At 65.4% G+C, this 12,777-nt stretch carries 14 protein-coding genes; 2 read left to right on the forward strand and 12 right to left on the reverse strand.

The annotated features are described in order from the left end of the window. Positions 1-65 precede the first annotated feature (65 nt). The 3 genes from IE224_RS00260 to scpA form a co-directional block, all read right to left on the reverse strand. Positions 66-581: a hypothetical protein gene (locus IE224_RS00260; RefSeq protein ID WP_191307094.1), complete on the reverse strand. Its 516-nt coding sequence runs from the start codon at positions 579-581 to the stop codon at positions 66-68. 1 nt (position 582) lies between these two features. Then, positions 583-1,395, reverse strand: a complete 813-nt coding sequence (locus tag IE224_RS00265) for a glycosyl transferase (protein WP_191307095.1) — start codon at positions 1,393-1,395, stop codon at positions 583-585. Positions 1,396-1,589: 194 nt separating this feature from the next. Beyond that, entirely contained in the window at positions 1,590-3,725 is a 2,136-nt protein-coding gene (gene scpA, locus IE224_RS00270) for a methylmalonyl-CoA mutase (protein ID WP_167621851.1), read from the reverse strand. Positions 3,726-3,782: 57 nt separating this feature from the next. Between scpA and IE224_RS00275 the strand changes: the two genes are divergently transcribed. Next, on the forward strand, positions 3,783-4,313 hold the full coding sequence (locus tag IE224_RS00275; protein WP_167621852.1) for a DUF4174 domain-containing protein: 531 nt from the start codon (positions 3,783-3,785) through the stop codon (positions 4,311-4,313). A gap of 89 nt (positions 4,314-4,402) precedes the next feature. Here the strand turns inward: IE224_RS00275 and IE224_RS00280 are convergent, their stop codons facing one another. The 9 genes from IE224_RS00280 to IE224_RS00320 all read right to left on the reverse strand — a co-directional run bounded on the left by IE224_RS00280 (position 4,403) and on the right by IE224_RS00320 (position 11,976). Continuing rightward, positions 4,403-5,080 carry a hypothetical protein gene (locus IE224_RS00280; protein ID WP_191307097.1) on the reverse strand — a complete coding sequence of 226 codons (678 nt, stop codon included), beginning with the start codon at positions 5,078-5,080 and terminating at the stop codon, positions 4,403-4,405. Further along, entirely contained in the window at positions 5,077-7,074 is a 1,998-nt protein-coding gene (locus IE224_RS00285) for an acetyl-CoA carboxylase biotin carboxylase subunit (protein WP_191307099.1), read from the reverse strand. The genes IE224_RS00280 and IE224_RS00285 overlap by 4 nt, the downstream gene beginning before the upstream one ends. A gap of 98 nt (positions 7,075-7,172) precedes the next feature. Continuing rightward, entirely contained in the window at positions 7,173-7,385 is a 213-nt protein-coding gene (locus tag IE224_RS00290; RefSeq protein WP_191307101.1) for a YMGG-like glycine zipper-containing protein, read from the reverse strand. Between the two features lie 75 nt (positions 7,386-7,460). After that, positions 7,461-7,703 (reverse strand): hypothetical protein, encoded by a 243-nt coding sequence (locus tag IE224_RS00295; RefSeq protein WP_167621856.1) that lies wholly within the window; start codon positions 7,701-7,703, stop codon positions 7,461-7,463. 130 nt (positions 7,704-7,833) lie between these two features. Next, positions 7,834-8,253, reverse strand: coding sequence for a hypothetical protein (locus tag IE224_RS00300; protein WP_191307102.1), 420 nt, complete (start codon positions 8,251-8,253; stop codon positions 7,834-7,836). 99 nt (positions 8,254-8,352) lie between these two features. Further along, positions 8,353-8,499, reverse strand: a complete 147-nt coding sequence (locus IE224_RS00305) for a hypothetical protein (protein WP_167621858.1) — start codon at positions 8,497-8,499, stop codon at positions 8,353-8,355. A 205-nt stretch (positions 8,500-8,704) separates the two neighbouring features. Continuing rightward, the gene (locus IE224_RS00310; RefSeq protein WP_191307104.1) at positions 8,705-10,237 is read right to left on the reverse strand and encodes an acyl-CoA carboxylase subunit beta; all 1,533 of its coding nucleotides are present in this window, start codon (positions 10,235-10,237) and stop codon (positions 8,705-8,707) included. 186 nt (positions 10,238-10,423) lie between these two features. Continuing rightward, positions 10,424-11,293, reverse strand: a complete 870-nt coding sequence (locus tag IE224_RS00315) for a glycosyltransferase family 2 protein (protein WP_191307106.1) — start codon at positions 11,291-11,293, stop codon at positions 10,424-10,426. Then, complete coding sequence (locus IE224_RS00320; RefSeq protein WP_191307108.1) at positions 11,290-11,976, reverse strand: hypothetical protein; 687 nt, start codon at positions 11,974-11,976, stop codon at positions 11,290-11,292. Before IE224_RS00320 ends, IE224_RS00315 begins: the two co-directional genes overlap by 4 nt. Positions 11,977-12,165: 189 nt before the next feature. On the opposite strand from IE224_RS00320, the gene infC reads away from it, so the two are divergent. Further along, positions 12,166-12,705, forward strand: coding sequence for a translation initiation factor IF-3 (gene infC, locus IE224_RS00325; RefSeq protein ID WP_210254097.1), 540 nt, complete (start codon positions 12,166-12,168; stop codon positions 12,703-12,705). Positions 12,706-12,777: the final 72 nt, after the last annotated feature.

Consider the following 12,777-nt stretch of genomic DNA (forward strand, 5'->3'; position numbering starts at 1 on the left):
TGGACGACGCATCGATCCCCCGCATCGGGCGGGCCACCCGCCGGACGTGCCCTGTGCCGGCGGCATCATCCGTCCCGGCCGATCCATTCGCCGTCGATGCCAGTGCCGCGCATGATCGACAGGACCTGGCGCGCTGCCCGCATCGTGTCGGCATGGACGGCCTGAACGGCGGCAGGGTTCATGTCATCCGGGTATCGTTCGCCCCGGGTATTGATGAAGGTCGGGTGCCAGAAGCCGGGCTGGCTGCCTGGCCGCCACGAGGCATGGCACAGAAGATTCCGCATCAGCCGTATGGCGCGCAGATCGGCTGCAAGCGCATCGCGTCCCGGGGTCCGTTCCTGGCGCATGGCGGCGGCGAAGCTGTCGATCAGCGTTCCCAGCGTGTCGTCGGCAATGTCCTCGATCCGGCGCAGCCAGGCCTGCAGATCCCGCTCGTTCGCGTCCTCGCCCAGCTGCTTGCGGGTCAGCGAGAAGATCGCCCGCTTCAGGGCTTCTTCCAGAAAGCCGAAGGCGGAAACGGCATGGCCGATGGCTGCCGCCATGTCATCCGGCAGGCGTTCCGGGTCGTCGGGCCCAGCCATGCTATTCCCGCCACAGATCCCTGACCCATGAGGCAGGCAGCAGGTAGTGGCGGAGATGCTTGGACAGGCTTTCGCGCCGCCCGCCAAATGTCGCCCGCAGGTGATCCAGCGGCGGGCGGTGTTGCTCGTCCTCGGTCCAGCGTCCGGCGATTGCGTCCGGCGGGTTGAGGTTGCCCGCGAAGATCACGATGCGGCTGTTCTTCGGCACCTTCGGTTCGCGGATGTAGTTCAGCGGGAAGGGCGGGACCGAGTGCATCCGGAAATGCGCAAGCCAGCCGCGCGGCCAGAACCTGACGCCGCCGGGCGCGTTGCGGGTGACGAAACGCTGTTCGTATTTGTACCGGTCCGCCACGGCCTGGGGATCGGCACGAAAGATGTCCTGCAGCGGCTTCAGCTTGCCCACGCGCATCCGATAGACGGAGGTCTGGCCCAGCTTTTCGAAAGGGGTGTTCGGGTTGCGGCCCAGGATCGTGTCGTCTGGATCGCCGAAGGTGAAGAAGGGATCCAGGTTGCCGGTCACGATCACGTCCAGATCGAGAAACAGCACCACCCCCGTCACGTCGCCAAGATCCCCCCACAGCCGCGACTTGGGCCATTTGCCCTTGGTCCTGACAGGCGCCTGATAAGTGAACTCTGGCAGCGGACGGACAGCGACATCCGGATGCAGGCCGCTGCCGTCGTCGGTGAAGCAGAACAGCCGGAAAGGGGGCGTGATGTTGCGCGCGATCATGCCGTGCAGGCGGTTGACATATTCCGGCCCGAACTTCGTGCCCCACTTGATGCAGATGATCTGCTTGATGTCCGGCGCGTCCATCAGCCTTCCCCTTTGCTTGGCGCACCGTTTCACAGCGGAAAAGCCAAGGCAATGTCATTCGCCTTGGCTCAAATATCCTTGGGGGCGAGGCGCACCCGGAAAAAGGGCCGGTGGACCTTTGTCAGCGGCGAATGCCTGTCGTCATGCGGCAGGCTGGGGGGCGGACGCCCCCCTGTGGCCGCGGGACGCAAGGTTCAGGCCGCGCGGTTTTCCCGGATCAGCCGCAGGATGTCGGCTGCGGCCGAGGGGATGTTGGTGCCCGGCCCAAAGATCGCCTTCACGCCGGCGTTCTTCAGGTAATCGTAATCCTGCTGCGGAATGACGCCGCCGCAGATCACCAGGATATCCCCGGCCCCCTGGGCCTTCAGTGCCTCGATCAGCTTTGGGGCAAGCGTCTTGTGGCCTGCTGCCTGGGAACTGATGCCGACGACGTGGACATCGTTGTCCACCGCGTCCTGGGCCGCCTCCTCGGGCGTCTGGAACAGCGGACCGACATCCACGTCGAAGCCGATATCGGCAAAGGCCGTGGCAATGACCTTGGCGCCGCGGTCGTGGCCGTCCTGGCCCATCTTGACGACCAGCATCCGGGGACGGCGGCCTTCCTCGGTCGCGAAATCCTCGATGTCGCGCTGGATCGCGGCAAATCCTTCGTCGCCCTCGTAGGCGGCCCCGTAGACTCCGGCCAATGTCCTCACCTCTGCCCTGTGGCGCCCGAACGTGCCTTCCATCGCCAGGCTGATCTCTCCGACGCTGGCGCGGGCACGGGCGCATTCAATCGCGGCTTCCAGCAGGTTGCCGCCCTCGACCGTGCGCCGCCCCAGTTCCAGCAGCGCCGCGTCGCAGGCCGCCTGGTCACGGGTGGCGCGGATACGCTCCAGCCGCGCGATCTGGGCGTCGCGCACCTTCATGTTGTCGATGTCCAGAATGTCGATCGGGTCTTCCTTGTCCTTGCGGTACTTGTTGACGCCGACGATCACCTCCTCGCCCCGGTCGATCTGGGCCTGCCTGCGGGCGGCGGTTTCCTCGATCCGCAGCTTGGGCATCCCCGAGGCGACAGCCTTGGTCATGCCGCCCATTGCCTCGACCTCCTCGATCAAGGCCCACGCCTTCTCGGCCAGCTCGGCGGTCAGGCTCTCGATGTAATACGACCCGGCCAAGGGATCGACGACATGGGTGATGCCGGTTTCCTCCTGCAGGATCAGCTGGGTGTTCCGGGCGATGCGCGCCGAAAACTCGGTCGGCAGGGCGATGGCCTCGTCCAGGGCGTTGGTGTGCAGCGACTGCGTGCCGCCAAGCGCCGCCGACATTGCCTCGTAGGCCGTGCGAACCACGTTGTTGTAGGGATCCTGTTCCTGCAAGCTGACGCCCGAGGTCTGGCAATGCGTGCGCAACATCAGCGACGACGCCTTCTTCGGGTTGAACTCCGACATGATCCGGTGCCACAGCAGCCGCGCGGCGCGCAGCTTGGCGATCTCCATGAAGAAGTTCATGCCGATGGCGAAGAAGAATGACAGCCGCCCCGCGAACTGGTCCACATCCATGCCCGCAGACAGCGCCGCGCGGACGTATTCGCGCCCGTCTGCCAGGGTATAGGCCAGCTCCTGCACCAGGTTCGCGCCCGCTTCCTGCATGTGATAGCCGGAAATCGAGATCGAGTTGAACTTGGGCATCTCGTTCGAAGTGTATTCGATGATGTCCGCGATGATCCGCATCGAAGGCTCGGGCGGATAGATATAGGTGTTGCGGACCATGAACTCCTTGAGGATGTCGTTCTGGATCGTGCCCGACAGGACTGCGCGCGAATGGCCCTGTTCCTCTCCGGTCACGATGAAGTTCGCCAGGATCGGGATCACCGCGCCGTTCATGGTCATGGATACGGACACCTTGTCCAGCGGGATGCCGTCGAACAGGATCTTCATGTCCTCGACCGAATCGATGGCGACGCCTGCCTTGCCCACATCGCCCACCACGCGCGGATGGTCGCTGTCATAGCCCCGGTGCGTCGCCAGGTCGAAGGCGACGGACACGCCCTGCTGCCCGGCGGCAAGCGCCTTGCGATAGAAGGCATTCGACTCCTCGGCGGTGGAAAAGCCCGCATATTGGCGGATGGTCCAGGGGCGCCCCGCATACATCGTGGCGCGCGGGCCACGGGTAAAGGGCGCGATGCCGGGCAGGCTGCCCAGGTGGTCCAGGCCCTCCAGGTCGGCCTCGGTATAAAGCGGCTTGACCGGGATGCCTTCCAGCGTGTTCCAGGTCAGGCTGTCAGGATCGGCACCCTTCAGTTCCTTTGCCGCCAGCTTCTGCCAGTCGTCCAGTGTGGGTTTGGTCATGATCCATCCTTTCGCACGGCGCGGGCTGCCCTATATTCAAGGCAGGAAGGGGTGCCGATGAAGTTGAAATTGCTGATAGTTGCGATGCTGGTCGCCGCCATGGGCCCCGCGCGCGAGGCGCCGCCCCCCGTTGTGGACGAGACGCCCCCGGCGGTCGAACCGCAGCCCGCCAGCCCCGAAGAGGTAGCAGACCCCCAGCCTGGGCCCCAGCCCGCGCGCCCGGAGTTGCGCATCCTGCCTGCGGCAGAAACCGACCCGGCCGATTTCCTGTGGAACGCCCGCCCGGTTGTCGTCTTTGCCGACACGCCCGACGATCCGGCCTTTCGCGAACAGATGCAGGTGCTTTCGGCGCGGAACGAAGCCTTGGCGGAACGGGACGTGGTGGTCATCACCGACAGCGATCCCCAGTCGGCCAGTTCCTGGCGGCAGCAGTTGCATCCGCGCGGCTTTTCGCTGGTCATCATCGACAAGGACGGACAGGTCAAGCAACGCCGCCCGCTGCCCTGGGACGTGCGCGAGATCAGCCGCGCCATCGACAGGCTGCCCCTGCGGCGCCAGGAGATCGGCCGGGCGGGGCTTTTGCCATGAGCATTGAAAACGGCCGCGCACCCGACTATATTCAAGACGAAGGAAAAGGAGGTTCGACATGAGCACGACATCCTACAACCCCCGCCCGATCACTGGCCGAACCGGCCCGATGCCGGGCTATTCCCTGCGCTAGGCCGCGTTTTTTCAGCCTCGATCCATGATGTGACGCCCGCTTTGGTTTCCGCAAGGCGGGCTTTTTGCAGCGAATCGCTCAAAGCCGTGACAGCCGCGCGCCCCCCGGTCAGATGGGCCACCAGAAAGGCCATCGCTTCCTCGCCCAGGGCGATCGCCTCGATCTTCATCTCGATGTAATGGCGATACATGCGCGCGGCGCGGACCGCGCCCATGCTGTCCAGCCTCAGCGCCCGCAGGTCCGCGATCATCGCGCCGATCGTGGACAACTGGTTGTAGTATTGCACCACCGGATCGACCACGCGAAAGGGCAGGACATGAATATCCTCGACAATCGCGCTGAACAGGCGATCGTTGTGTTCGGTCGGGATGACCGGGAAGAAGCCGTCGTCCTTGAGGATCAGGGCCTCGACCTCGGCGCCATAGCGGGGCAGGTTCTGGCCCTTCAGCGTCGCGACATGGACCCGGATTTCGGCATAAAGCGCGCCCTGCACGTCGCGGACCCGTTCGGCCCGCGCCGCCCGGTCGCGCCGCGCGCTGAGAAGATGCGTCACCACCCAGCCACCCGCCACCACCGCGCCCCCGATCATGGCGGCCACGACGCGCGGGTCGGTCAGGGCGGTGGCGAAGGTCATTCGAACTCCAGGATCACGTCATCGACCTTAAGGCTTTGTCCGGCCTCGGCATTGACCGACTTGACCACGGCCTTGCGTTCGGCGCGCAGGATGTTTTCCATCTTCATGGCCTCGACGGTGGCAAGGGCCTGGCCTTCCTGAACCTCGTCGCCGGGGGCCACGGCGATCTTCACAACAAGCCCGGGCATCGGGCACAGCAGGAACCTGGAGGTGTCGGGCGGCAGCTTTTCCGGCATCAGGCGCGCCAGTTCGGCGGTGCGGGGGCGGCGGACATGGACCTTGAGGTCGGCGCCCCGGCTGCGCAGGCGGAAGCCCGCGGGGATCTTGTCGACCTTCAGCACCAGCGGGCGGCCGTCGACCATCAGATGCGCCAGCGACTGGCCGGGCTTCCAGCCGCTTTCGACGCGCAGGTCGCGGCCGTTCACGGTCACCGTGGCCCCGTCGCGATCGGCCCGGATCCGGACCGGGATTTCGCTGCTGCCGATGAACACCACCCAGTTCTCGCCCACGCGCCGTTCGTGATTGTCCAACCGACCGCTGATCCGGGTGCGGCGGATTTCCGCGACGCGGTGCATGGCGGATGCCGCGGCGGCCACGCGGGCCAGTTCGTCGTCCGGCAAGGTCGCGCCGCCGAAGCCCTCGGGATATTCCTCGGCGATGAAGGCCGTGGTGATGTCGCCCGACACGAATTTCGGATGATCCATGACCGCCGACAGGAAGGGCAGGTTGTGGCCGATCCCTTCGACCTCGAATTCGTCAAGGGCCACGCGCATCCCCTCGATCGCCCCCTGGCGCGTGGGCGCCCAGGTGCACAGCTTGGCGATCATCGGGTCATAGAACATGCTGATCTCGCCCCCCTCGAAGACGCCGGTGTCGTTGCGGACCACATGGTCGGCCGTGGCCACTTCGGCCGGGGGGCGATAGCGGGTCAGCCGCCCGATCGAGGGCAGGAAGTTACGATAGGGATCCTCGGCATAAAGGCGGCTTTCCATGGCCCAGCCGTTGATCTTCAGATCGTCCTGGGCAAAGGGCAGGGGTTCGCCGGCCGCCACGCGGATCATCTGTTCCACCAGGTCGATGCCGGTGATTAGTTCCGTCACCGGATGTTCCACCTGCAGCCGAGTGTTCATCTCCAGGAAGTAGAAGTTCTTCTGCCCGTCCACGATGAATTCGACCGTGCCCGCACTGGTATAGCCCACGGCCTTGGCAAGCGCGACCGCCTGTTCCCCCATGGCACGCCGGGTTTCCGGGTCAAGGAAGGGCGAAGGGGCTTCCTCGATGACCTTCTGGTTGCGCCGTTGGATCGAGCATTCGCGTTCGTGCAGATAGACAGCATTGCCATGCTTGTCCGCCAGCACCTGGATCTCGATGTGGCGGGGCTGGGTCACAAATTTCTCGATGAAGATGCGGTCGTCGCCGAAGCTGCTGGCGGCCTCGTTCTTCGATGACTGGAAGCCTTCGCGCGCCTCCACGGCGTTCCAGGCGATGCGCATCCCCTTGCCGCCGCCGCCTGCGGAGGCCTTGATCATCACGGGATAGCCGATCTGGTCGCTGATGCGCGCGGCTTCCTCGGCATCCGCGATCAGGCCCATGTAGCCCGGAACGGTGCTGACGCCCGCCTCCTGCGCGATCTTCTTCGAGGTGATCTTGTCGCCCATCGCCTCGATCGCGGGGGATGGGGGCCCCACGAAGATGACGCCCTCACGCTCCAAGGCCTCGGCGAACTTCATGTTCTCGGAAAGGAAGCCATAGCCGGGATGGACGGCCTCGGCGCCGGTCTGGCGGATCGCGTCCATGATCTTGTCGATCACGATATAGGACTGGTTCGCGGGGGGCGGGCCAATATGGACGGCCTCTTCGGCCATCTTCACATGCAGCGCGTTGCGGTCGGCGTCGGAATAGACGGCGACGGTCGCGATCCCCATCTTGCGGGCGGTCTTGATGACGCGGCAGGCGATCTCGCCCCGGTTTGCGATCAGGATCTTCTTGAACATGGGCCCCCCCGGCCGGTCATGAAAAAACCGCCCAGGGGCGCAGGCCCCGGGCGGCGATAAAGGTGACGCGGCGCGACGGGCGCGCCGAAATCAGGTCGTTACTGGCAGAGACGCACGTCGTTGCACAGCGCGCCGGCAGCGCCGCCGATGGCCGCACCCTTGAGGACGTTTTCGCCGCTGACGCTGGCAACGGTCGCGCCGACGCCCGCGCCGATAAGCGCGCGGTCGGTGTCGGTCGGGTTGATGCCCTGGGTGCAGCCCGCGATGGCCGTGGTGCCGACAAGCGCGGCAATGGCAATGAATTTGGACATTCTTGTCTTCCTATGAAGTGAAAGGCTGGACCGGAACGCCGATCCAGCCGGTCAGGTTCGGATAAACCGAAACGATCAGTAGCGACGCTGGCAGACGCCGGCGTCGTCGCACAGCGCGCCGCCGACGGCACCGATGGCCGCGCCAGTGGCCAGATCCTCGTCCAGGGCCTTGGCGATGACGGCACCCGCGACGGCGCCGCCCGCTGCACGCTGCGCGTCAGGCGAAATGCCGCCGGCACCATAGCCCTGGTCACAGGCGGCCAGGCCGAGAAGAACGAAAGCGCCGGCTGCGACGCGGGTGAACAGCGAAGTCTGCATAAGGGATTGCCTGTATAGTGGGCCGCGTGAACGGCCGGTGATGGATGGTGACGGACTATCGCATAGCCAAGGGCCAGGTCAAACTGACATGGGTGTGACTTCAAGGCCCTAGGCAGCAAATTGCGCATCTTCAGCGGTCCGCCTCGTCCTCGTCCTCGCCCTCATCCCAGCCGTCGTCGTCCCAGCCGAAATCGGGCGGGCTGTCGGTGGCGAAAAGCTCGGGGAACGAGGCTTCTGCCGCGGCCATGTCGACCTGCAGCAACTGTTCGTAATCGGCGGGATTGAAGGCGCCGACGGGCTTGACCTCGCGCCCGATCAGCCAGCCCAGTCGGCCTGCGTCCAGGTTGCCGCGGACAAAGGGCTCGTCCCCGAAATGCTGGATCAGCGCGGCCAGGAAGCCCGCGTCGGCGCGGCGGTCGGCTGGCTTGCGGTCGCGGAAGCGTTCGCGCCGCGTGATGGGCGTCGCGCCCTTCTTGCGATTCTCGCGCCGGATGACGAACTGGAAGTCGGTGCCCGGAAGGCGACCCGGAAAGCCTCGGTGCTTCAGCATGATATGCCCCGTGATGCGTCAGGTTGACGGGGGCGTGGCTGGACCTGGCCGGGAAGGCGCGGGCAGCCGAACCGCCCACGCAAAGTCAGTCGGTTCGGCTTAGTTGGCGCCGTATTTGCCCTGGTAGACCGGCTCGGTCGTGACCGGGTTCGGGGCGGGCACAAAGACTTCGGGTTCGGCTGCCTGACGCTGGCACGCAGCGAAGGCCGAGACCAGCACGAGGCTGAGGATGATTTTCTTCGACATGTAGTCACGCTCCTGTAACGCGGGCGCGGCTGCGCCCGTCTGCTCGGGTTCAGGGGGATGTCTTGCTGCACCGCCCCGGCGGGCATGATAGCCGCGCCATCGCCGCGCAGACAGGCGGGCCGCGCCGGGCGGGGCAAATGTCCCGCGCCCTGTGGCTGGCCTGCATCATTCACGCGTTTGTGCAACAGCATGGAAATCCCGCGCCTTACAAGGGAATGTTGTCGTGCTTCTTCCAGGGGTTCGACAGCTGCTTGCCGCGCAGGCTGGCAAAGGCCCGGGCAACGCGCTTGCGGGTCGAATGGGGCTGGATCACCTCGTCGATGAAGCCCTTCTGCGCCGCGACGAAGGGATTGGCGAAGCGGTCCTCGTAATCCTTGGTGCGGGCCGCGATCTTGTCGGCATCGCCCAGTTCGCTGCGATACAGGATCTCGACCGCGCCCTTGGCGCCCATCACCGCGATTTCCGCCGTGGGCCAGGCATAGTTAAAATCGCCGCGAAGGTGTTTCGACGCCATCACGTCATAAGCCCCGCCATAGGCCTTGCGGGTGATGACCGTGACCTTCGGCACCGTCGCCTCGCCATAGGCGAACAGCAGCTTTGCCCCGTGCTTGATGACGCCGCCATATTCCTGTCCCGTGCCTGGCAGGAAGCCAGGCACGTCCACGAAGGTCAGGATCGGGATCTCGAAGGCGTCGCAGAAGCGGACGAAGCGCGCGGCCTTGCGGGAACTGTCGATGTCGAGGCACCCTGCCAGCACCATCGGCTGGTTGGCGACCACGCCAGCCGTGCGGCCCTCGATGCGGATGAAGCCGGTGATGATGTTGCCCGCGAAGTCCTTCTGGATCTCGTAGAAGTCGCCTTCGTCCGCGACCTTCACGATCAGCTCCTTCATGTCATAGGGCTGGTTCGGGTTGTCGGGGATCAGCGTGTCCAGGCTTTCCTCGATCCGGGCGGGATCGTCGAAGAAGGGGCGCACCGGCGCCTTGTCGCGGTTGTTCAGCGGCAGGAAGTCGAACAGGCGGCGGATCTCCGACAGCGCCTCGACGTCGTCCTCGAATGCGCCATCCGCGACCGAGGATTTCTTCGTGTGGGTGGATGCGCCGCCAAGCTGCTCGGCCGTCACCACCTCGTTTGTCACCGTCTTGACCACATCAGGGCCGGTCACGAACATGTAGGACGTGTCCTTCACCATGAAGATGAAGTCGGTCATCGCGGGCGAATAGACCGCGCCGCCCGCGCAGGGGCCCATGATGACGCTGATCTGGGGCACCACGCCGGACGCCATGATGTTGCGCTGGAACACGTCTGCATAGCCCGCAAGGCTGGCCACGCCTTCCTGGATCCGCGCGCCGCCCGAATCGTTCAGCCCGATCACCGGGGCGCCGTTCTGCATCGCCATGTCCATGATCTTGCAGATCTTCTGGGCATGGGTCTCCGACAGCGATCCGCCAAAGACGGTGAAGTCCTGCGAAAAGACATAGACCATGCGGCCGTTGATCGTGCCCCAGCCGGTCACGACGCCGTCGCCATAGGGGCGGTCCGCCTCGATCCCGAAATCGGTCGAGCGGTGGGTGACGAACATGTCGAATTCCTCGAAGCTGCCCTCGTCCAGCAGCAGCTCGATCCGTTCGCGAGCCGTCAGCTTGCCCCGCGCGTGTTGCGCATCGATCCGGCGCTGACCACCACCTAGCCGAGCCTGCGTCCGGCGGTCTTCCAGTTCCTGAAGAATGTCCTTCATCGCAGCCTTCCCCGATCATTTACCGCAGCCTAGCCACGCGCTGCCAGCCGGGGAAGCAGAAACGAGAAAATTTGCAAACGGGGCGCGATGAGGCGGCAGAAAATTGAAAAACTGCAAATTTCAGCGAGGGCGTGCTGCCGCCCGCGGGTTAGTTGGCAGGGGCTAGGTCGGCCACGACGCCTCTGGCTAGAACCACTGCCCCGGCTCCATCAATCCCAGGTCCATCAGTTGCTGCGCGCGCCACTGGAAGGGCTCCGAGTTCCTCCACCGGAAGCTGCCGATTGCTTCCCGGGAACCGGGATTGGTGGCCAAGGCCTTCGCCGCCCGGAACGAGGTGATCGTGGCGGTCAGGTTGTGGTGCCACGGGCAGGCATAGGTGTTGTATTCCGGCACGTTCAACTGGTGGTCCGGTTCCAGGCGAAGGCCGGGGGCGGTGCGGAACAGGCCGATCCGGTCGATGCGGCGGCGGGCAGGGGCGACATGTTCCTCGAACCGCCAGCGAAGGCCTCCGTGGAAATCAAGCTGGCGCTCCAGCGGCTGGCCGTCCGTGCCGCGCCTGCCAAGGGCGTAATACCCGGCCCGGTCGAACATCGCGTCGGAAAGGCTAACGGCATTCGGATCCCGCGTCAGATCCGGCGAATAGAGATCGATGACATAGGTCAGCATCGCCTCGCGCCGTTCCTCGGCGTGGAAGGCCAGAAGCTCTCCGACGCTGCGGGTTTCCGAAAAGGGGAAGAACAGGAATTCGGCGTTGTAGCAGTAATAGAGCCAGGTCCCGGCAGGCACCGCCGTCATGACCGCGTTCACGGCGCCCTGATGGGCCAGCGGGTCGCGCGTCTGCCAGTGCAGGTTCGTGACGCGCGGCGCGTCCTCGGGCGCAACGGGGATCGGGTCGGGCGACAGGGCTAGGATGTGCCTGAAACCGATGTCCAGGTGATGGCGCAGGGTCTCAAGGACCGCCGCGTCGTCTTCCACCAGGATGATCGCCAGCGGCCCGCGGGCCAGCACTGCTGGGCGGGATGCCAGGAAGTCGGTCAGCGACGGATGCGAGGTCAAGGCATCACGGCCTTCACCTGGTCAAGGGCCTGGCGCAGCAGGTCGGGATTCGTCCCTGCCGTCTCGACAAGGCGCTTGAGGGTGGCCTTTTGCGTATCACCAATGGCCGCGCCGTCGATGATCCGGTTCACTTCGGCCGCGTCGAAGCCCTCGGGCGTCAGCAGCGTCTGGATGCGGGTCGCGGCGACGGCGGCGGATGCGGCCTGGTCGGTGGCGGCGGCAGCCTCGTTTGCGGCTTCTGCGGCATTGGCGGCGGCTTCCGCCACGGGGGCGGTGGCGCCGCTGGTGGCAAGGGCCGCGGCATCCGCTGCGCGGTCGGCGGCGTCAAGCGCGGCCTCGGCGGCAGCCTCGGCCTCGGCCGCGGCATCGCTGACGGGGGCAAGGTCCGTCTGCTCGGACGCCTCGACGGCTTCGGCGGCGACGTCGGCTGCAATGGCCGCCGCATCCGCTGCCGCGTCGGCGGCGGCTTCCGTGGCCTGGGTCGCGGCACCCGCATCCTCGGCAGGCTCGGTGGCGGCCGGCGCGGGCGAGGGTTGTTCTTGCGGGGCAGGGGCTTCGTCCGGGGCAAGTTCGGCGGAGGGCGCCGGGGGCAGGCTGTCCTGCGCGGCCTGGCCGTCATGCCAGACCCACCACCCCCCAAGGCCGAGGGCAAGGACGACAACCAGGGCCAGAACAACGCGCATGACGACTTTCCTTGAAGATGTTTCCGCAAAGCTATGGCACAGGGGCCGGGCGCGGAAAAGGCATGGGCGCAGGATCGGGCGGACGGATTGCCGGAACAAGGCGGTTGCGGATATCAAATCCGGTTGAATTCCCCGGCCTTCACGCTTATTTTCCGTCTATTCCGATTTGGCTATCAAAGGAGCACAGCCATAGCCCGCCGACCGCATAACGCACCGCCCACCCGTGATACCGGCCCCCGCGTCAACGAACGCATCCGCGTATCCGAAATCCGCCTGATCGGCGCCGACGGAGAGAATGTGGGCGTGGTCCCGCCCTCGGTCGGGTTGCAGATGGCGCAGGAAGCCGGGCTTGATCTGGTCGAAATCTCGCCCAACGCCGTCCCGCCTGTCTGCAAGGTCATGGACCTGGGCAAGTTCAAGTACGAACAGCAAAAGCGCGAGGCCGAGGCGCGCAAGAAGCAGAAGATCATCGAGATCAAGGAGATCAAGTTCCGTCCGGGAACCGATACCCATGACTATGATGTGAAGATGCGCTCGGTCATGAAGTTCCTGGGCGAGGGGGACAAGGTCAAGGTCACCCTGCGCTTCCGCGGCCGCGAGATGGCGCACCAGGATCTGGGGCTGGAACTGCTGAACCGCGTCCGCGACGACGTGGGCGAGGCCGGCAAGGTCGAATCGATGCCCAAGCTGGAAGGCCGGCAGATGGTCATGATGATCGCCCCGAAATAGTTTTTTGTCCTTCCGACATTGAAAGGGCTGCGCAGGATCGCCTGCGCAGCCCTTTTTTGGTTGTCGTGCAGC

The organism is Paracoccus aerius (assembly GCF_014656455.1).
Lineage (GTDB): Bacteria > Pseudomonadota > Alphaproteobacteria > Rhodobacterales > Rhodobacteraceae > Paracoccus > Paracoccus aerius.

Bases quoted from the DNA above. Each gene is read 5' to 3' on its own strand.
- IE224_RS00280 (WP_191307097.1), bottom strand. From the start codon at position 5,080: ATGACCTTCGCCACCGCCCTGACCGACCCGCGCGTCGTGGCCGCCATG.
- IE224_RS00310 (WP_191307104.1), bottom strand. From the start codon at position 10,237: ATGAAGGACATTCTTCAGGAACTGGAAGACCGCCGGACGCAGGCTCGG.
- IE224_RS00295 (WP_167621856.1), bottom strand. From the start codon at position 7,703: ATGCAGACTTCGCTGTTCACCCGCGTCGCAGCCGGCGCTTTCGTTCTT.
- IE224_RS00285 (WP_191307099.1), bottom strand. From the start codon at position 7,074: ATGTTCAAGAAGATCCTGATCGCAAACCGGGGCGAGATCGCCTGCCGC.
- IE224_RS00265 (WP_191307095.1), bottom strand. From the start codon at position 1,395: ATGGACGCGCCGGACATCAAGCAGATCATCTGCATCAAGTGGGGCACG.
- IE224_RS00305 (WP_167621858.1), bottom strand. From the start codon at position 8,499: ATGTCGAAGAAAATCATCCTCAGCCTCGTGCTGGTCTCGGCCTTCGCT.
- IE224_RS00260 (WP_191307094.1), bottom strand. From the start codon at position 581: ATGGCTGGGCCCGACGACCCGGAACGCCTGCCGGATGACATGGCGGCA.
- IE224_RS00320 (WP_191307108.1), bottom strand. From the start codon at position 11,976: ATGCGCGTTGTTCTGGCCCTGGTTGTCGTCCTTGCCCTCGGCCTTGGG.
- IE224_RS00290 (WP_191307101.1), bottom strand. From the start codon at position 7,385: ATGTCCAAATTCATTGCCATTGCCGCGCTTGTCGGCACCACGGCCATC.
- scpA (WP_167621851.1), bottom strand. From the start codon at position 3,725: ATGACCAAACCCACACTGGACGACTGGCAGAAGCTGGCGGCAAAGGAA.
- IE224_RS00300 (WP_191307102.1), bottom strand. From the start codon at position 8,253: ATGCTGAAGCACCGAGGCTTTCCGGGTCGCCTTCCGGGCACCGACTTC.
- IE224_RS00275 (WP_167621852.1), top strand. From the start codon at position 3,783: ATGAAGTTGAAATTGCTGATAGTTGCGATGCTGGTCGCCGCCATGGGC.